The sequence below is a fragment of the Streptomyces sp. NPDC000348 genome (assembly GCF_042898795.1).
In the GTDB taxonomy this organism is placed as follows: domain Bacteria; phylum Actinomycetota; class Actinomycetes; order Streptomycetales; family Streptomycetaceae; genus Streptomyces.
In genome coordinates this window covers 557,771-575,738 of record NZ_JBIAZD010000002.1, presented here as the reverse complement: position 1 = coordinate 575,738, position 17,968 = coordinate 557,771, and the positions used below count along the sequence as shown (strand labels likewise).

At 73.0% G+C, this 17,968-nt stretch carries 14 protein-coding genes, 3 tRNA genes and 1 pseudogene; 8 read left to right on the top strand and 10 right to left on the bottom strand.

All coding sequences use genetic code 11. From position 1 onward, the window contains the following. Positions 1-78 precede the first annotated feature (78 nt). Positions 79-1,116 carry a rod shape-determining protein gene (locus tag ACFY3N_RS06440; protein WP_390815484.1) on the top strand — a complete coding sequence of 346 codons (1,038 nt, stop codon included), beginning with the start codon at positions 79-81 and terminating at the stop codon, positions 1,114-1,116. Positions 1,117-1,188: 72 nt separating this feature from the next. Here ACFY3N_RS06440 and ACFY3N_RS06435 read toward each other — a convergent pair whose 3' ends face one another. Both ACFY3N_RS06435 and ACFY3N_RS06430 read right to left on the bottom strand, forming a co-directional pair. Next, positions 1,189-2,142 carry an anti-sigma factor RsbA family regulatory protein gene (locus tag ACFY3N_RS06435; RefSeq protein WP_390815483.1) on the bottom strand — a complete coding sequence of 318 codons (954 nt, stop codon included), beginning with the start codon at positions 2,140-2,142 and terminating at the stop codon, positions 1,189-1,191. Next, positions 2,139-2,432: an STAS domain-containing protein gene (locus tag ACFY3N_RS06430; RefSeq protein WP_390815482.1), complete on the bottom strand. Its 294-nt coding sequence runs from the start codon at positions 2,430-2,432 to the stop codon at positions 2,139-2,141. The genes ACFY3N_RS06435 and ACFY3N_RS06430 overlap by 4 nt, the downstream gene beginning before the upstream one ends. Positions 2,433-2,690: 258 nt before the next feature. On the opposite strand from ACFY3N_RS06430, the gene ACFY3N_RS06425 reads away from it, so the two are divergent. Next, positions 2,691-3,371 carry an ANTAR domain-containing response regulator gene (locus tag ACFY3N_RS06425; protein WP_390815481.1) on the top strand — a complete coding sequence of 227 codons (681 nt, stop codon included), beginning with the start codon at positions 2,691-2,693 and terminating at the stop codon, positions 3,369-3,371. 64 nt (positions 3,372-3,435) lie between these two features. Further along, on the top strand, positions 3,436-3,597 hold the full coding sequence (locus ACFY3N_RS06420; RefSeq protein ID WP_390815480.1) for a hypothetical protein: 162 nt from the start codon (positions 3,436-3,438) through the stop codon (positions 3,595-3,597). 87 nt (positions 3,598-3,684) lie between these two features. Here the strand turns inward: ACFY3N_RS06420 and ACFY3N_RS06415 are convergent. The 3 genes from ACFY3N_RS06415 to ACFY3N_RS06405 all read right to left on the bottom strand — a co-directional run bounded on the left by ACFY3N_RS06415 (position 3,685) and on the right by ACFY3N_RS06405 (position 4,089). After that, positions 3,685-3,761, bottom strand: a tRNA-Ile gene (locus ACFY3N_RS06415). Between the two features lie 177 nt (positions 3,762-3,938). Then, positions 3,939-4,011, bottom strand: a tRNA-Asn gene (locus tag ACFY3N_RS06410). 5 nt (positions 4,012-4,016) lie between these two features. Continuing rightward, positions 4,017-4,089 (bottom strand) — tRNA-Asn (locus tag ACFY3N_RS06405). Positions 4,090-4,259: 170 nt separating this feature from the next. Here ACFY3N_RS06405 and ACFY3N_RS06400 point away from each other — a divergent pair. The 4 genes from ACFY3N_RS06400 to ACFY3N_RS06385 all read left to right on the top strand — a co-directional run bounded on the left by ACFY3N_RS06400 (position 4,260) and on the right by ACFY3N_RS06385 (position 9,860). After that, positions 4,260-4,565: a YtxH domain-containing protein gene (locus tag ACFY3N_RS06400; RefSeq protein ID WP_390815479.1), complete on the top strand. Its 306-nt coding sequence runs from the start codon at positions 4,260-4,262 to the stop codon at positions 4,563-4,565. A gap of 64 nt (positions 4,566-4,629) precedes the next feature. Next, positions 4,630-6,084, top strand: a complete 1,455-nt coding sequence (locus tag ACFY3N_RS06395) for an FGGY family carbohydrate kinase (RefSeq protein WP_390815478.1) — start codon at positions 4,630-4,632, stop codon at positions 6,082-6,084. Between the two features lie 114 nt (positions 6,085-6,198). Continuing rightward, on the top strand, positions 6,199-7,932 hold the full coding sequence (locus tag ACFY3N_RS06390; protein ID WP_390815477.1) for an ABC transporter ATP-binding protein: 1,734 nt from the start codon (positions 6,199-6,201) through the stop codon (positions 7,930-7,932). After that, on the top strand, positions 7,932-9,860 hold the full coding sequence (locus ACFY3N_RS06385) for an ABC transporter ATP-binding protein (RefSeq protein WP_390815476.1): 1,929 nt from the start codon (positions 7,932-7,934) through the stop codon (positions 9,858-9,860). The genes ACFY3N_RS06390 and ACFY3N_RS06385 overlap by 1 nt, the downstream gene beginning before the upstream one ends. Before the next feature lie 175 nt (positions 9,861-10,035). Here the strand turns inward: ACFY3N_RS06385 and ACFY3N_RS06380 are convergent. From ACFY3N_RS06380 to ACFY3N_RS06360, 5 genes and pseudogenes are all read right to left on the bottom strand, one after another. Beyond that, a pseudogene (locus tag ACFY3N_RS06380) lies at positions 10,036-11,263 on the bottom strand (RNA polymerase sigma factor). 106 nt (positions 11,264-11,369) lie between these two features. Beyond that, entirely contained in the window at positions 11,370-13,292 is a 1,923-nt protein-coding gene (gene dnaG / locus ACFY3N_RS06375) for a DNA primase (RefSeq protein WP_390815475.1), read from the bottom strand. A gap of 138 nt (positions 13,293-13,430) precedes the next feature. Then, complete coding sequence (locus ACFY3N_RS06370; RefSeq protein ID WP_390815474.1) at positions 13,431-14,696, bottom strand: NAD(P)/FAD-dependent oxidoreductase; 1,266 nt, start codon at positions 14,694-14,696, stop codon at positions 13,431-13,433. Between the two features lie 93 nt (positions 14,697-14,789). Next, positions 14,790-16,097 (bottom strand): deoxyguanosinetriphosphate triphosphohydrolase, encoded by a 1,308-nt coding sequence (locus ACFY3N_RS06365; RefSeq protein WP_390815473.1) that lies wholly within the window; start codon positions 16,095-16,097, stop codon positions 14,790-14,792. A gap of 164 nt (positions 16,098-16,261) precedes the next feature. After that, positions 16,262-17,041 carry a sirohydrochlorin chelatase gene (locus ACFY3N_RS06360; RefSeq protein WP_390815472.1) on the bottom strand — a complete coding sequence of 260 codons (780 nt, stop codon included), beginning with the start codon at positions 17,039-17,041 and terminating at the stop codon, positions 16,262-16,264. 211 nt (positions 17,042-17,252) lie between these two features. Here ACFY3N_RS06360 and ACFY3N_RS06355 point away from each other — a divergent pair, with 211 nt between their 5' ends. Beyond that, a complete protein-coding gene (locus tag ACFY3N_RS06355; RefSeq protein ID WP_390815471.1) occupies positions 17,253-17,957 on the top strand; it encodes a vancomycin high temperature exclusion protein in 705 nt (234 codons plus the stop codon). Positions 17,958-17,968: the final 11 nt, after the last annotated feature.

Genomic DNA, 17,968 nt, shown 5'->3' with positions numbered 1-17,968 from the left:
GCCCCCGCCCGCCGCGCACGATGCCTGAGAGGTCCGCCGCCCGGCGGGCCGCTGGGCGCGCACTCGGGAGGATCTGCCGTGACCGCCAGTCTGGAGCAGCTGCGCCGCTGCCACTTCGCCGTCGACCTGGGGGCGGCCCGCACCCGGGTGTACGTCAAGGGCGCCGGACTCGTCGTCGACCAGCCGTCCACCGCCGCCGTGAACACCCGCACCGGAGCGCTGATCGCGGTCGGTGAGTTCGCGGAGAAGATGACGGGCCGCACGCCGGATTACATCCACGTCGTACGGCCCGTCTCCGGCGGCACGGTCGTCGACATCGAGATGGCCCAGCGCATGCTGCGGCACCTGATCGGCGACAAGACGCGCCGCACGCTGCGCCGCAGGCCCCGGCTGCGGGCCGCGGCCTGCGTCCCGCACGACGCCGATCCGCTCGCCCGGCGCGCCGCCATCGAGACCCTGGTCGGTCTCGGCGCCCGCCGGGTGGAGCTGGTCGACACGCTCATCGCCGCCGCCGTCGGCTGCGGTCTGCCGGTGGAGCGGCCCGAGGCCACCATGATCATGGTGTGCGGTGCGGCGGCCACGCAGGTGGCCGTGCTCTCCCTCGGGGCGATCGTGACGGCGGAACGCGTCCCCGTCGGCGGCGAGGCCGTGGACAACGCGATCGTGCAGCACCTGCGCCACCAGCACGAGCTGATGCTGCCGAGCCAGTCCGTACGGCCCCTGCAGCTCGCCCTGCACGGCAACGGGCTCACCCCACAGGGCCCGGCGTCGACGGAGATCCACGGGCGGGACGTGGCCACCGGTCTGGCCCGGTCCGTGAAGGTCGACACGGCCGCCGTGCGCCGGGCCATCCAGACGCCGCTCACCGCCGTCCTCGACGGCATCGGCAAGGTGCTGCGGGAGTGCCCGCCGGATCTGGTCGCCGACCTGGTCGACCGGGGGATCATGATGGTCGGCGGGAGCGCCCTGCTGCCGGGCCTGGACCAGATGCTGCGTCAGGCGACGGGCATGCCGGTGCACATCGCCGAGCGGCCGGAACTCTGCGCCGTGCAGGGGCTGGGCGAGATGCTGGAGGGCAGGATCGCACCGATCGTGCTGGACCCGCTGCGCGCCTGAGCCGGGCGGGCGTCGGCGGACGGGCCGGCGCGCCCCGTCCCCGGTGCGCGCCCGCGGGCGGCCGGGGGTCCGTCAGCGGGGGAACCAGCACCTGATCGTCGTGCCCTCGTCCCCGGTGTGCACGCGGACCAGGTCGGCGATCAGATTGACCATGAGCAGGCCGCGCCCGCCGCGCTGGTCGCGGGACGAGGGGCGGCGCCCCGCGAGGGGGTCGGTCATCCGGCCCCCGTCGCGCACCTCGCACAGCACGTGGCCGTCCTCGGCCCAGATCCGCAGCACCCCCGAACCGCCGCCGTGCACCACGCTGTTCGTGGTCAGCTCGGCCGTGGCGATCGCCAGGTCCCCCAGGGTGACGCCGGTGAGGCCGAGCCGCCGTGCCTCGTCGGACGCGGCGTGCCGGGCCGGGGTCAGCGACTCGGCGACGAACGGGAAGGTCATCGCGTCCGTCACCAGGGGGAGCGGCTCGTTGTAGCGGGCGACGACCGCGTCGGGGGCGTACGCCTCGCTGCCCCGCACCGGGCGGGACCCGGCGGGGATGACGGTGGGGTGGGTGGCGTGGGCGTCGGCGAGGACGTGCGCGGGCAGGCGTACGGCGTCGTAGGGGCACAGGATCGTCATCGCGCGGTCCCGGAAGGCGGTGTTGATCAGCGCCTCGTGCTGGACGCAGGCGGGGTACTCGGTCGCGGAGCGGCCGGCCCAGACGGGCTCGCCGATGATCCGCACCCGCCGCCCGGCCGGCTGGGCGTCGGCGAAGGCGCCCAGCACGCCGGGGATGATCCGGCCGGGGTTGCGTCCGGCCTCGCGCATGTCGAGGAGGCGGACGGCGTCCGCGTCGTCGCCGAGCGCGTCCCGGACCAGCCGCAGCCGGTCACCGGGTACGGCGACCGCCACGGGTTCGCCGGCCGCGAGCCCCTCGCGCACGAAGGGGACGGTGCCCTCCAGGTACTCCTGGTCGTCCCGGTAGAAGAGGGCGGGGTGGACGAAGGGACCGGGGGAGCCGCCCAGGGGTTCGGCCGCGGCACTCACCTCGACACCTCGATCGCCGGCAGGCCGGGCCAGAACATGTCCAGTACCCGGCACAGGGCGGGCGGTGGACGGCGTACCACGAACCGGCGGCCGTCCCCGAGGCGCCCGGCGGCCGCCGCGAGCGCTCCGGCGCCCGCGACGTCGACGAACGTCACCTCGGACAGTTCCAGGTAGTACACGGCTTCACCCTCGCGCACCGCCTGCTCCAGTACGCGCTCCCAGATCGTATGCGTGGCCAGGCCGATCTCCCCGGCCGCCCGGACCCCACGGCCGTCCTCCAGCGGGCGCACCGTCAGACACGGCGCCGGAGTCCCGGGCCCGCACGGCGTACGGTGGTGATCGCCCAACACCCGTCTCCCCACGCTCCCGAGCCCCTGAGTACCCCGTCGGCTCCCCGCCATTCCCCGGCACGGTGTGTAGTACGCCGCAGGGTGGGCAGGCGCACCCCCAGCGCGGCCGGGACCCTGCGCAGCCTACCGCTCCGGTGCCGGCGGCGGCCGGGCCCCACCCGAACGCCCCGACCCCCATGAGGACGACAAGGCGGTGACATGACCTCCGCGGCATCCCTCCCTCCCCCCGGAAGGCCGGCCACCCTGGTCATCGGCGGTCGCACGGAGGCGGACCGGGCGCTGCTCGCCCCACGCGGCGAGCTGGTCCGCGGGTGCGCCCAGGCCCTGGCCGAGAAGCTGGCGCGGCTGCCCGCCGGCACGGCCCGCGTCGACGTGGACATGAGCGGCGTGTACTTCATGGACACGGCGGGGCTGGAGTTCCTGGAGGTGCTGCGCGACCACGGCCGGCGGCGGTCGGTGCCGGTCACGGCCACCCGCTGGAACGGCCAGCCGCGCCGCATCCTGGAACTCGCCGGCCTCGACACCACGGACCCGCTGCGCTCCCCGGCGCCGGAGGGCGCGCCGCCGGGGGCCGTCTCGGCGGTGGCGCTGGAGCGGGAGGAGCGGCTGCACATGCTCCAGGAGGAGATCGAGCAGCTGCGGCGGGCGATCGTCTCCCGCCCGGTGATAGACCAGGCCCGCGGCGTCCTGATGGCCACGTACGGCTGCACCCCGGACGAGGCCTGGCACATCCTGCGGGAGGCGTCCCAGCTGTCCAACACCAAGCTCCGCGCGGTGGCGGAGGCGCTCACCGTCTCCGCGGAGGCGGAGGGCGCTCCCCCGCCCGAGGAGGTCCGCGCCGCCCTGTCCCGGGCCCTCGCCCGCCGTTCGTCGCGGTGAGTCCGGCCCGCACGGGGTACCCGGCGACGGACGACCACCGGCCCCGCGATCGGGAGGCAGCACCATGAGCGAGCCGATCGAACACACTCCGTCCCAGGCAGAGGGCGACCGGGACGACGACGAATGGACCACCCCCGACGTCCCGCACTCCACCCCGTCACAGGCGGAGGGCGAACGCGAACCGTCGGACACCCCCGGCCCGTCCGACGACGGCGGGGGCGGCTGAGCCCCGGCCGCCGCGGCCGACTCCGCCGGCCCGTCCCGAGGGGGCGGGCCGGACACGCCTTCCCGCGGCGTGCTCCGCCGCGGTCGGTGGTGGGGCGGGTGGGACTCGAACCCACGGCCGACGGATTATGAGTCCGCTGCTCTAACCGGCTGAGCTACCGCCCCATAACGGCGTGTCGCGTACATGTGTGCGCGCCGTCTGCCGCAGCATAGCCGCTCATACGATCTCCTGCTTCGGATGGTCGGCCGCGTACGGTCTTCGTGACCATGGAGACCTCGCCGAGCCCCGTACGGTTCCCCCGGACATGAAAAAGGACCCCTACGGGGTCCTTGTTCAGCGTGCTCCCCCGACTGGACTCGAACCAGTAACCTGCCGGTTAACAGCCGGCTGCTCTGCCAATTGAGCTACGGAGGACCGAGCTCCCCCGACTGGACTCGAACCAGTAACCTGCCGGTTAACAGCCGGCTGCTCTGCCAATTGAGCTACGGAGGAATGACTCGCTGCATCGAACGCATCCGCCTGGGTATTCGCCAGGGGGCGCGCGCTCGCTGCGACACATACATTAGCGCAAGCAGGGGGGTGCTCCGCCAATCAGTACTCCCCGGCGCTGTCGCGGCGCCGTGATGCCTACGCAGACTGGAACAACGGGAAGGGTGGCCGCCATGCGTTACCGGCTCACGTTCGTCACCGGAGTCGTCCTGGGTTACGTGCTGGGCACGAGAGCCGGACGCGAGCGCTACGAGCAGCTGAAGAGGTCCGCGCAGCAGTTCACGCGGAACCCCGCCGTGCGCAACACCGCGGAGAGCGCGGCGCAGCAGGGCCGCGAGTTCGCGGACAAGGCGTACCACGCGGTCAGCGACAAGGTCGGCGACCGGATGCCCGACTCGGTCGCCCAGCGGGTCCGCACCCTCCGTGAACGCACCGCCCACGGCCCGGCGGAGGACGACTGGGGCACGAGCAACACCTGATGGTTGTTCCGCTCCAGGGCGCCCACGCCCCACCCACCCCTCCCCATGCGGCAAAATCGGCCGCATGGGGATAGTCGCCGGACTGGACAGCGCACCGGATTTCACTCGCATCGTCGTCTGTGACACGGACACCGGAGCCGTGCTCAGGCAGGGATACGCCCGGCATCCGGTGCAGGGCGCCGACGGCGGCGGCCGTCCCTCCGACGTCGACCCGCAGGCCTGGCTGCTGTCCCTCGGCGAGGCGGCGGGCGGCGGCCTGCTGGAGGGCGTGCAGGCCATCGGCGTCTCCGCGCAGGCGAACGCGCTGGTGCCGCTGGACGCGCAGGGCAACACCGTGCGGCCGGCGATGACCGGTGGCGACAAGCGGGCGCAGGTCGCGGCGGCGGATCTGGTCGACGCGCTCGGCGGACGCGAGGCATGGGCGCAGGCCGTGGGCTGTGTGCCGGGGGCCGCGCAGCCGGTGACCAAGCTGCGCTGGATGGCCCGCACTGAACCGGAGAACGCGGCGCGCACCGCCGTACTGCTCCAGGCGCACGACTGGCTGGTGTGGCAGCTCCTCGGCCGGCCGGTGCGGCGCACCACCGACCGGGGCGGCGCGTCCGGCACCGGCTACTGGGCCGCCGCGACCGGCGGTTACCGGCCCGACCTGGTGGAGCTGGCGCTCGGCCACCAGGCGATGCTGCCCGAGGTGATCGGCCCGGCGGACGCGGCCGGCACGACGCCGGAGGGGCTGCTGATCTCCGCCGGTACGGGCGAGACGATGGCGGCGGCGTTCGGGCTGGGGATCGGGCTGGGTGACGCGGTGGTGTCGCTGGGCGCGTCCGGGTCCGTGATGGCCGTGCACCCCGAGGCGCTCGTCGACCAGTACGGGATGATCACCTCCCTGGCGGACGCGACCGGCATGCACCTGCCCGTCGTCACCACCCTGAATGCGGTGCGCGCCCTGCGCGGGACCGCCGAGCTGCTCGGGGTGCCCGATCTGGAGAGCCTGTCCGACCTGGCGATGAAGTCGACGCCGGGGGCGCACGGACTGGTGCTGCTGCCGTACCTGGAGGGTGAGCGCACCCCGAACCTGCCGCACACCGCCGGGACGCTGGCGGGGCTGCGGCGCGAGTCGATGAGGCCGGAACACCTGGCGCGGGCGGCGTTCGAGGGGATGCTGTGCGGGCTCGGGGACGCGCTGGACGTGCTGCGCGGCCGGGGCGTGGAGGTGCGGCGGGTCTTCCTGCTGGGCCCGGCCGCGGAGCTGCCGGCCGTGCAGTCGGCGGCGCCCGCGCTGTTCGGGGCGCAGGTGGTGGTGCCGCAGCCCGCGGACTACGCGGCGATCGGCGCGGCCCGGCAGGCGGCGTGGGCGCTCGGCGTGTCGCAGAGCGCCCTCGATCCGCGCACCCCGCCGGTCTGGCCGGGCCCGGTGGCGCAGGTGCTGGATCCCGGGGAGGAGCTGGCGGTGGGCCAGGCGGTGCGCCAGCAGTACGTGTCGGTGCGCGAGCAGACACATCCGGGGGCGTTCCGCCCGTAGCGCGACAGCGGGGACCGGACCGATTAATTCGGTTGAGGTAACGCGGGTGGAGTGTTCGACGATAGGGGCCACGGGCAACCAACGCCCCCCGCCGACCACTTCGAGAGATTCAGCGTGCTCATACGACTCCTGCGGACCCATCTGAGGCCCTACAAGAGACCCATCACCCTGCTGGTGCTGCTGCAGTTCCTGCAGACCTGCGCCTCGCTCTACCTGCCCACGCTCAACGCGGACATCATCGACCGGGGCGTCGTCGAAGGTGACAGCGGTTACATCCTGGGCCACGGCGCCCTGATGATCGGCATCTCGCTGGTCCAGGTCGTGTGCAACATCGGCGCCGTGTACTACGGCGCCCGGACCGCGTCGGCCCTGGGGCGGGACGTGCGCGCCGCCGTGTTCGACCGGGTGCAGTCGTTCTCCGCGCGTGAGGTGGGTCACTTCGGCGCGCCCTCGCTGATCACCCGTACGACGAACGACGTCCAGCAGGTGCAGATGCTGGCCCTGATGACGTTCACCCTGATGGTGTCGGCGCCCATCATGTGTGTGGGCGGCATCGTGATGGCGCTCGGCCTGGACGTCCCGCTCTCCGGGGTGCTGGTCGCCGTGGTGCCGGTGCTGGGCGTCTGCGTGACGCTGATCGTACGGCGGCTGCGTCCGCTGTTCCGGACCATGCAGGAGCGGCTCGACACGGTGAACCGGGTGCTGCGCGAGCAGATCACCGGCAACCGGGTGATCCGCGCCTTCGTGCGGGACGCGTACGAGCAGGGGCGGTTCCGGAAGTCCAACACCGAACTGACCGACATGTCGCTGCGCACGGGCAATCTGCTCGCGCTGATGTTCCCGGTGGTCATGACGGTGGTGAACCTGTCGTCGATCGCGGTGGTGTGGTTCGGCGCGCACCGCATCGACGGCGGCGGGATGCAGATCGGCGACCTGACCGCTTTCCTCGCCTATCTGATGCAGATCGTCATGTCCGTGATGATGGCCACCTTCATGTTCATGATGGTGCCGCGCGCCGAGGTGTGCGCCGAGCGCATCCACGAGGTGCTGGACACCTCCTCCAGCGTGGTGCCGCCTCTCGCGCCGGTCACCGAGCTGCGCCGGCACGGGCATCTGGAGATCCGGGGCGCGGGCTTCCGCTATCCGGGTGCCGAGGAGCCGGTACTGAAGGCCGTCGACCTGGTGGCGCGGCCCGGCGAGGTCACGGCCGTGATCGGTTCCACCGGCAGCGGCAAGTCCACGCTGCTCGGCCTTGTGCCCCGGCTGTTCGACGCGACCGAGGGCGAGGTGCTGGTGGACGGGGTGCCCGTGGCGGACGTGGATCCGGCGCTGCTGGCGAGGACGGTCGGACTCGTGCCGCAGAAGCCGTACCTCTTCGCGGGCACGGTGGCGACGAACCTGCGCTACGGCAATCCGGACGCCACCGACGAGGAGCTGTGGCACGCGCTGGAGGTGGCGCAGGGCAAGGAGTTCGTGGAGCGGCTCGAGGGCGGTCTCGACGCGCCGATCGCCCAGGGCGGGACGAACGTCTCCGGCGGTCAGCGGCAGCGGCTCGCGATCGCCCGGACGCTGGTGCAGCGCCCGGAGATCTACCTCTTCGACGACTCCTTCTCCGCGCTCGACTACGCCACCGACGCGGCCCTGCGGGCGGCTCTCGGACGGGAGACGGCCGAGGCGACCGTGGTGATCGTCGCCCAGCGGGTGGCGACCATCCGCGACGCCGACCGGATCGTGGTCCTGGACGAGGGCCGGGTCGTCGGCACCGGCCGGCACCACGAACTGATGGCGGACAACGAGACCTACCGGGAGATCGTGCTCTCCCAGCTGACGGAAGCGGAGGCTGCCTGATGGCGGGGCCCGGAGGACGGATGATGGCCGGGGGCGGCCCCGACCAGCGGACGATCGACTTCAAGGGGTCGAGCAGACGGCTGATCGCGCGGTTCCGGCCGGAACGCGTGACGATCCACGGGCTGCTGGCCTGTGTCGTACTGAGCGTCGGGCTCAGCGTGATCGGGCCGAAGATCCTCGGCGCGGCGACCGACCTGGTCTTCGCGGGCATCGTCGGACGCGACATGCCGGAGGGCGCCACCAAGGAACAGGTGCTCGACTCGATGCGGGAGCGCGGCGAGGGCGATGTCGCCGACATGCTCCGCAGCACCGACTTCACCCCCGGCGAGGGCATCGACTTCACGGCGGTGGGCCACGTCCTGCTGCTCGCGCTGGCGGTGTTCCTGGTCGCCGGTCTGCTGATGGCGGTCGCGACCCGGCTGGTGAACCGGGCGGTCAACCGCACCATGTTCCGGATGCGCGAGGACGTGCAGACCAAGCTGTCGCGGCTGCCGCTGTCGTACTTCGACAAGCGGCAGCGCGGTGAGGTGCTGAGCCGCGCCACCAACGACATCGACAACATCGGGCAGACGCTCCAGCAGTCGATGGGCCAGCTGATCAACTCGCTGCTCACCATCATCGGCGTGCTCGCGATGATGTTCTACGTCTCCTGGATCCTGGCGCTGGTCGCGCTGGTGACGGTGCCGCTGTCGTTCGTCGTCGCCACGCGCGTCGGCAAGCGGTCGCAGCCGCACTTCGTGCAGCAGTGGCGCAGCACCGGCACCCTCAACGCGCACATCGAGGAGATGTACACCGGGCACGCCCTGGTGAAGGTGTTCGGGCGTCAGGAGGAGTCGGCGCGCACGTTCGCCGAGGAGAACGAGGCGCTGTACGAGGCCGGGTTCAAGGCGCAGTTCAACAGCGGCGTCATGCAGCCGCTGATGTTCTTCGTCTCGAACATCAACTACGTGCTGGTGGCGGTCGTCGGGGGCCTGCGGGTCGCGTCGGGCTCGCTGTCCATCGGTGACGTACAGGCGTTCATCCAGTACTCGCGGCAGTTCTCCATGCCGCTGACGCAGGTCGCCTCGATGGCGAACCTGGTGCAGTCGGGGGTCGCCTCGGCGGAGCGGGTCTTCGAACTGCTCGACGCCGAGGAGCAGGGGGCCGACGCCTCGCCGGCCGAGCGGCCGGCCGAGCCGCGCGGGCGGGTGGCGCTGGAGCACGTGTCGTTCCGGTACGACCCCGAGAAGCCGCTGATCGAGGACCTGTCGCTGACGGTCGAGCCGGGCCACACGGTGGCGATCGTCGGCCCGACGGGCGCCGGCAAGACGACGCTGGTGAACCTGCTGATGCGGTTCTACGAGGTGTCCGGCGGGCGGATCACGCTCGACGGGGTGGACATCGCCCGGATGTCCCGGGACGAACTGCGCGCCCAGATCGGCATGGTGCTGCAGGACACCTGGCTGTTCGGCGGCACGATCGCGGAGAACATCGCCTACGGCGCGGCGCGCGAGGTCACCCGGGAGGAGATCGAGGAGGCGGCCCGCGCGGCGCACGCCGACCGGTTCGTCCGGACGCTGCCCGACGGGTACGACACGGTGATCGACGACGAGGGCAGCGGGGTCAGCGCCGGCGAGAAGCAGCTCATCACCATCGCGCGGGCGTTCCTGTCCGACCCGGTGATCCTGGTGCTGGACGAGGCGACGAGTTCCGTGGACACGCGTACGGAGGTGCTGATCCAGAAGGCGATGGCGCAACTGGCCCACGGGCGTACGTCGTTCGTGATCGCGCACCGGCTGTCCACGATCCGGGACGCGGACACGATCCTGGTCATGGAGAACGGCTCGATCGTCGAACAGGGCGCCCACGAGAAGCTCCTGGCGTCGGACGGCGCGTACGCCCGCCTCTACAAGGCCCAGTTCGCGGAGGCGGTGGCGGAGGTCGACTAGATTTCTCCGCCCCCGCCGCCCCTACCCGTCCCGAACCTGGAGCTCCGCCCCGGACCCCGCTCCTCAAACGCCGGAGGGGCTGGAGTCACCCCCTCCGGCGTTTGAGGAGCGGGGGCTCCGGGGGCAGCGCCCCCGGGGGATGGGAACGGGCAGGGGCGGCGGGGGGCGAGGAGACTCAGTCCAGGTACCCCCGCAGCTGATCGGCGAAGGCGTGGTCGCGGAGCTTGTTCAGCGTCTTGGACTCGATCTGGCGGATGCGCTCACGGGTGACGCCGAAGAGGCGGCCGATCTCCTCCAACGTACGGGGCCGCCCGTCGGCCAAGCCGTACCGGAGCTGCACGACCTTCCGTTCCCGCTCCCCCAGTGTCGACAGCACCGCCTCCAGGTGCTCCCGCAGCAGCAGGAACGCGGCCGACTCGACGGGGCTGGCGGCATCCCCGTCCTCGATGAGGTCACCGAGCGCCACGTCCTCCTCCTCGCCCACCGGCGCGTGGAGGGAGACCGGCTCCTGCGCCAGCCGCAGCACCTCCCCCACCCGCTCGGGCGGCAGGTCCAGGTGCGCGGCGACCTCCTCCGGCGTCGGCTCGTACCCGCGCTCCTGCAGCATCCGCCGCTGCACCCGCACCACCCGGTTGATGAGCTCCACCACGTGCACGGGCACGCGGATGGTCCGGGCCTGGTCGGCCAGCGCCCGCGACATGGCCTGGCGTATCCACCACGTGGCGTACGTGGAGAACTTGTACCCCCGCGCGTAGTCGAACTTCTCCACCGCCCGGATCAGCCCGAGGTTCCCCTCCTGGACCAGGTCCAGCATGGTCAGCCCCCGGCCCACGTACCGCTTGGCGACGGAGACGACGAGCCGCAGGTTCGCCTCGATCAGCCGCCGTTTGGCCATCCGGCCCATGACGACGAGCCGGTCCAGGTCGACGGCGAGCCGGCTGTCCAGATCGGGAGCCAGCCGCAGTTTCTCCTCGGCGAACAGCCCGGCCTCGACACGGCGGGCGAGTTCGACCTCCTCCGCGGCGGTCAGCAGCGGGATGCGCCCGATCTCGCGCAGGTACTGCCGGAACAGGTCCGAGGAGGGCCCCCCGGTCTCGGTGCGGACGGGCGCGGCCGGCTCGACGGGTTCGGTCGGCTCGGACGGCTCGGGCGGTGTCTCGGGGTGGTGCGCGACGCGGCTCTGCGCGGGCAGGGCGACGAGGACGTCGGCGTCGGGCTGGGTGAGGGTCTGGGTCTGCACGGGGGCGACCTCCAGGATGATCGCTGCCGGGGGGGTGGGGCAGCGGTACTTCGGGGACGGAGCCGGCGGCCTCGCCGCTGTCCGTCCCGTACGCGATGAGCGGAACCGCGGATGTCCGGGATCCGTCGGTGACGGATCGGCCGCGCTCCGAGGACTCGGGCACCGGGTCCAGTGTGGGGTACGACACATCGTCCCCACGAGGGGCGTGCGATGACTTTTTGCGTCCGGCCGGTGACCGGCCGCTTACCCGGGCCCGCCCCCGGCCGCCCTCACAGCGCGGCCGCGCCGTGCTCCCGCAGGGCCTGGTCGTACTGCTGGAGCACCCACAACTCGTTCTGCACGGCGGCCAGTTCCCCCGGGTCGCCGTGGGTGCTCAGGCGGGTGAGGCGGCTGGCGACGTCACGGATGCGGCGCTCGACCGCGCGGCGCCGGACGGTGACCAGCTGGGCGCCCGCGTAGGTCTCGTCGACCTCCTTGACGCCCCGGTGCAGCATGATCGCCTCGACGGCGAGTTCGGTGACCATGGCGCGGACGGTGTCGTCGGGGGCGGCCTCGCGGACCCGGATCAGGTACTCCTGCGGGTCCTGGGTGCCGTACTCCGCGCCGCCCGCGTCCAGGATCGCCTGCCGTACGGCCGCGTAGGGCGGGGCGGTGAACTCGTCGACGCCGTACGCGTCGAAGGCCGGGGAGACCAGCTCCGGGCGCTGGAGGGCGAGCTTGAGCAGTTCGCGTTCGGTGGCGAAGACCGGGTTGCGGAGGTTGAGGGCGGGACCGCGCGGGGCGGCCTGGGCGGGGGCGTACTGCTGGGGGCCGCCGCCGTGCTGCCGGCGGTCGGGGGCGGGGCCCTTGCCGCCGCGTTCGCGGGCCCAGCGGGCCAGTTGCGCCACCCGCTTGACGACGAACTGGGTGTCGAGGATGCCGAGCATCCCGGCGAGCTGCACCGCGACCTCGTGCTGGGCTCCGCTGTTCTTGATGCGGGCGACGATCGGGGCGGCCTCGTCGAGGGCGGCGGCGCGGCCGGCCGGGGTGTCGAGGTCGTAGCGGCGGACGATCTGGCGGAGGGCGAACTCGAAGAGCGGGGTGCGGGGTTCGGCCAGGTCGGCGACGGCCTGGTCGCCCTTGGCGAGGCGCAGGTCGCAGGGGTCCATGCCGTCGGGGGCGATGGCGATGTAGGTCTCGGCGGCGAACTTCTGGTCGTCCTCGAAGGCGCGCAGGGCCGCCTTCTGGCCGGCCGCGTCACCGTCGAAGGTGAAGATCACGCGTGCGCTGCCGTTGTCCATGAGCAGCCGGCGCAGGATCTTGATGTGGTCGCCGCCGAAGGCGGTGCCGCAGGTGGCGATGGCGGTCGTCACGCCCGCGAGGTGGCAGGCCATGACGTCGGTGTAGCCCTCGACGACGACCGCGCGGGAGGACTTCGCGATGTCCTTCTTCGCCAGGTCGATGCCGTAGAGGACCTGGGACTTCTTGTAGATCGCGGTGTCGGGCGTGTTGAGGTACTTCGGGCCGGTGTCCGCCTCGTAGAGCTTGCGGGCGCCGAAGCCGACGACGTCGCCGCCGATGTCGCGGATGGGCCACATCAGCCGGCCGCGGAAGCGGTCGATGGGGCCGCGGCGGCCCTCCTGGGAGAGGCCGGAGAGGATCAGTTCCTTGTCGCTGAAGCCCTTGCCGCGCAGGAAGCGGGTGAGGTGGTCCCAGCCCTGGGGGCTGTAGCCGACGCCGAAGTGGACGGCGGCGGCCTGGTCGAAGCCGCGGTCGGCGAGGAAGACCCGGCCGGTGTCCGCCTCGGGGGAGGTCGCGAGCTGCTCCGCGTACCACTCGGCGGCGATCTTGTGGGCCTCGACCAGGCGGATGCGCTCGCCGCGCTGGTGGGTGGGGTTGTACCCGCCCTCCTCGTAGCGCAGGGTGATGCCGGCCTGTCCGGCGAGGCGCTCGACCGCCTCCGAGAAGGAGAGGTGGTCGATCTTCATCACGAACGTGATGGTGTCGCCGCCCTCCTGGCAGCCGAAGCAGTGGAAGAGTCCCTTGCCCGGGCTGACCTGGAAGGAGGGCGACTTCTCGTCGTGGAAGGGGCAGAGCCCCTTGAGGTTCCCGCCGCCCGCGTTCCGCAGCTGGAGGTACTCGGACACGACGGCGTCGATCGGAACCGCGTCCCGAACCGCCTTCACGTCCTCATCGTTGATCCGCCCAGCCACGCGTGAATTCTACGGGTGCGGACCGACACCCCGGGGAGCCGGAGGGGCGCCGGGCCGTGACGTGTGCGGCTCGGCCGCGTGGGCGCGGGAAAGCCCGGCGCTTCCCGCACGCGCCGCGCGGCAGAACCCGGCGGACGCCTAGGCGACGAGGCTCTCCAGCGGCACGTGCGGGTCCGCCAGGGCCTCCGTGTCCACCGGGGCCCCGCTCCGGATCAGCCCCTGGACGGGCTCCGTGACGTCCCACACATTCACGTTCATGCCCGCGAGCACGCGCCCCTCCTTCACCCAGAACGCGATGAACTCCCGCTTGCCCGCGTCACCACGGATGACCACCTGGTCGTACGAGCCGGGCGGCGCCCATCCGGAGTACTCCATCCCCAGGTCGTACTGGTCGGTGAAGAAGTAGGGGACGCGGTCGTGGATCTCCTCCCGGCCCAGCATGGAGCGGGCGGCCGCCGGGCCGCCGTTGAGGGCGTTGGCCCAGTGCTCCACCCGCAGCCGCGTGCGGAAGAGGGCGTGCGGGAAGGACGCGACGTCGCCGGCCGCGTAGACGTCGGGATCGGAGGTGCGCAGCCGCTCGTCGACGAGGACGCCGCCGCCGTCCGCGGGGTCGGCGAGCTCCAGTCCCGCCGCCTCGGCGAGCGCGGTGCGCGGGGCAGCTCCGATCGCCGCGAGGACGGCGTGCGCCGGGTGTTCCTCGCCGTCGTCGGTGCGGGCGGCGAGGACCATGCCGTCCTGGCCGGTGATCTCGGTGAGCGTGGCGCCGAAGTGGAAGCGGACGCCGTGCTCGCGGTGGAGTTCGGCGAAGAGCTGGCCGAGCTCGGGGCCGAGGACCGAGTGCAGCGGGGTCTCGCCGCGGTGGACGACGGTGACCTCCGCGCCGTACCCGCGGGCCGCCGCCGCGATCTCCAGGCCGATCCAGCCGGCGCCGGCGATCACCAGATGGCCGTTGTCCCGGCCGAGGGAGGTCAGGGTGCCCTTGAGGCGGTCGGCGTGGGCGAGGCGGCGCAGGTGGTGGACGCCGACGAGGTCCGTGCCGGGGATGTCCAGGCGGCGGGGCTCGGCGCCGGTGGCGAGCAGCAGTTTGTCGTAGCGGACGACGGTGCCGTCCTCGCCGAAGCGGACGGTCCTCGCGCCGCGGTCGACGGCGTCGACGGTCTGGCCGAGGTGCAGTTCGATGGCGTGGCGCGCGTACCAGGCGGGCTCGTGGACGAAGACGCTGTCGCGCTCGTCCTTGCCGAGGAGGTAGCCCTTGGAGAGGGGCGGACGCTCGTAGGGGTGGTCGCGCTCGTCGCAGATCAGTATCACGCGGCCGGTGAAGCCCTCCGCTCTCAGCGTCTCGGCCGCCTTCGCGCCGGCCAGGCCGCCTCCGACGATGACGAATGTCTGATCCGCGTCGACCACGTCGTTGCCTCCTCGTAAGGGTGTCGCCACCTGCGAGCGTCCCGCACGCAGGGTGCTGCCGGAAGGGGGAGTGAGCCGATCAGGCCATACGGCTCACGCCTGCCCGGTGAGACGGGCGTGGAGCGAGCGGGCCGAGGCGTCGGTGAGCGACGCGATCTGGTCGACGATCACGCGCTTGCGGGCTCGGTCGTCCGGGGCCCGGTCGAACAGGGTGCGGAACTGGGGGTCCAGGCCGTCGGGGGCGCGGGAGGTGAGCGCCTCCGCCAGTTCCAGCACGACGATCCGCTGGTCGGCGCGGAGCAGCTCCTGCTCGGCGCGCTGCATGACGTACCGGTCGGCGACCGCCTTGAGGACCGCGCACTCCATGCGGATGCCGCGCGGTACGACCAGCTCGGCGCCGTACCGGGTGAGCCGCCCGCCCCCTCCCCCAGTGCCTGAACGGCCTGGGCGGTACCCCCATGCCTGGCGGGTGGCGCCCTCGGCGGCGAGGCAGAAGCGGCCGATGAGCTGGCTGGTGGCGTCCTTGAGGCGGGCCTGGGCGACGGCGGTGCCGTCGTAGCCGTGCGGCCACCACTCCTGGTCGAGGAGGCGGTCGAGGGCCTCCTCGAGTTCGGCGGGGTCGGTGCCGGCGGGGACGTACCGGCCGACGGCGACGGCGAAGACCGCCCGGCGCTCGGGTTCGGCGTGCAGGCAGCTGGGGTCGATGTGCCCGGCGTGCAGGCCGTCCTCCACGTCGTGCACCGAGTAGGCCACGTCGTCGGACCAGTCCATGACCTGGGCCTCGAAGCAGGTGCGGGTGCCGGGGGCGCCCTCGCGGATCCAGTCGAAGACGGGGCGGTCGTCCTCGTAGACCCCGAACTTCGGGGAGGCCGGGTCGGTGGGGTGGGCGCCGCGGGGCCAGGGGTACTTGGTGGCGGCGTCGAGGACGGCGCGGGTGAGGTTGAGGCCGACGGAGCCCTCGGGGGTGAACCGCTTGGGTTCGATGCGGGTGAGGAGGCGGAGCGACTGGGCGTTGCCCTCGAAGCCGCCGCAGTCCTCGGCGAACTCGTTCAGCGCCTGTTCGCCGTTGTGGCCGAAGGGCGGGTGCCCCAGGTCGTGGGAGAGGCAGGCGGCCTCCACGAGGTCGGGGTCGCAGCCGAGGGCCGCGCCGAGTTCGCGGCCGACCTGGGCGCATTCGAGGGAGTGGGTGAGGCGGGTGCGGGGGCTGGCGTCCCAGACCTGGCTGTGCTCCCCCGGGGTGACGACCTGGGTCTTTCCGGCGAGGCGGCGCAGGGCGGCCGAGTGCAGGACGCGGGCGCGGTCGCGTTGGAAGGCGGTGCGGCCGGGGCGTTTGTCGGGTTCGGGGGCCCAGCGGGCGACCGACGTCGGGTCGTATGCGGCGGGGGGTGCGGTGCCTTCCATGCCATGACAGTACGGGGGAGGTGTGACAGCGGGGGTGACTTACGCGTCCGGTCTTCCTCGCCCCTGCCGTCCCTTCCCCGGGGGCTGCGCCCCCGGACTCCTTTTTTGCGCAGTTCCCCGTGCCCCTCGGGTGCCCCTGCGCCCCTTGGGTGCCCCGCACCCCTTCAGACGGCCGACGCCATCTCCAGCGGTGCGGTGGACGGGGTCCTCAGGGCCTGGTCGTAGCGGTGGAGGACGAGGTGGGCCATGGCGGGGTGGATGCCCAGGGGGGCGGACGCGATGCCCGGCGCGGCCGCCGCGCACTCCGTGGCGAAGCGGCCGGGGGCGGTGAAGTAGGAGGCGACGGCCACGCGGTGGCGGCCCCGGGCGGCCAGGGCGCGCAGGGCGTCCGGGACCGTGGGGGCGGCGGCGGAGGCGTACGCGGGGACCACGGGGACGCCGAGGCGTTCGGCGAGCAGCCGCGCGGTGCGGCCGGTGTCGATGCCCGACTCGGGGTCGCGGGAGCCCGCGGCGGCGAGCACGATCCCGCTCGCGCGGCGGGCCGCCGCGTCCGCCGGGGTGCGCCAGCCGGCCTCGGTGAGGCGGGCGTGCAGGGCGTCCACGAGCAGGGGGTGCGGGCCGAGCGGGGCGGCCACGCGTGCGTGCAGCCGCGCCTCGGCGGCCATCTCGGGGATGTCCCGCTTGACGTGGTAACCCCGGCTGAGCAGCAGCGGCACGAGGACGGCGGCCCCGGTGCCCCGCGCGTCCAGCTCGGAGAGGGTGTCGGGGAGCAGGGGCGCGTTCAGCTCGATGTGCCCCAGGTGCACGGGCAGGTCCGGCCGCAGCGCGCGGACGCGGTCCAGGAGCCGCCGTACGGTGCTCAGCGCTCGCGGGTCGCGGCTGCCGTGGGCCACGACGACGAGGGCGGGCCGGGTGTCGTGGTCGTTCGGGGGGTACGCCGTCATGCACCGATCGTGAAGGCGGCACGTTGCCTTCCCGTTGCGCGGGCGTGACGGGTGTTTTCCAGCGGTTCACCATGGGGGCGGCGGTGGATGTGAGGCGGGTCGACCTGGCGTTCCGCCCCGCGCGTGAAGCCGGTCACGGAGCGTGAGGCGAACCGGAGGGCTCGGCGGGGCGTCTCTCCCGGTCGAGGACCGACCGGGGAGGACCCGTCCGATGCGCCGTCTCAGAGTCCGCCGTCCGCGTCTGCCGCGCACCCGTACGGGGTGGCGGCGGCTGGTGCGGGGGGTGGTCGCGGTGTGCGTGCTGGCGCTGCTGCCGGCGACCTGGCTGCGCCTGACGACGGACGACCGGCTGCGCACCACCGCCGACGTGCCGCGCACCGACGTCGCCGTGGTCTTCGGCGCGGGGCTGTGGGACGGGGAGCCGTCGCCGTACCTCGCGCACCGGCTGGACGCGGCGGCGGAGCTGTACCACGCGGGACGGATCGAGGTGGTCCTGGTCACCGGCGACAACAGCCGCGAGGAGTACGACGAGCCGGACGCGATGCGCGCGTACCTGATCCGGCACGGCGTCCCCGACGCGCGGATCGTCAGCGACTACGCGGGCTTCGACACCTGGGACTCCTGCGTCCGAGCGAAGAAGGTCTTCGGCGTGGACCGCGCGGTGCTGATCAGCCAGGGCTTCCACATCCGCCGCGCGGTGGCCCTGTGCCGGACGGCCGGGGTCGCCTCGTACGGCGTCGGCGTCGCCGACCGCCACGACGTGACCTGGTACTACGGGGGCGTCCGTGAGCTCTTCGCGGCGGGGAAGGCGGCGCTGGACGCGGTGTTCCGCCCGGATCCGCGCTTCCTCGGGCCGCGGGAGCGGGGGGTGGAGCGGGCGCTGGCCGGCGTCCACGGCCCGGGGACGCCGGACTGACGTGTCACGCA

Coding starts and splice junctions, on each gene's coding strand:
- ACFY3N_RS06400 (WP_390815479.1), top strand. CDS start 4,260: ATGCGTTACCGGCTCACGTTCGTCACCGGAGTCGTCCTGGGTTACGTG.
- ACFY3N_RS06360 (WP_390815472.1), bottom strand. CDS start 17,041: ATGACGGCGTACCCCCCGAACGACCACGACACCCGGCCCGCCCTCGTC.
- ACFY3N_RS06355 (WP_390815471.1), top strand. CDS start 17,253: ATGCGCCGTCTCAGAGTCCGCCGTCCGCGTCTGCCGCGCACCCGTACG.
- ACFY3N_RS06420 (WP_390815480.1), top strand. CDS start 3,436: ATGAGCGAGCCGATCGAACACACTCCGTCCCAGGCAGAGGGCGACCGG.
- ACFY3N_RS06365 (WP_390815473.1), bottom strand. CDS start 16,097: ATGGAAGGCACCGCACCCCCCGCCGCATACGACCCGACGTCGGTCGCC.
- ACFY3N_RS06385 (WP_390815476.1), top strand. CDS start 7,932: ATGGCGGGGCCCGGAGGACGGATGATGGCCGGGGGCGGCCCCGACCAG.
- ACFY3N_RS06425 (WP_390815481.1), top strand. CDS start 2,691: ATGACCTCCGCGGCATCCCTCCCTCCCCCCGGAAGGCCGGCCACCCTG.
- ACFY3N_RS06395 (WP_390815478.1), top strand. CDS start 4,630: ATGGGGATAGTCGCCGGACTGGACAGCGCACCGGATTTCACTCGCATC.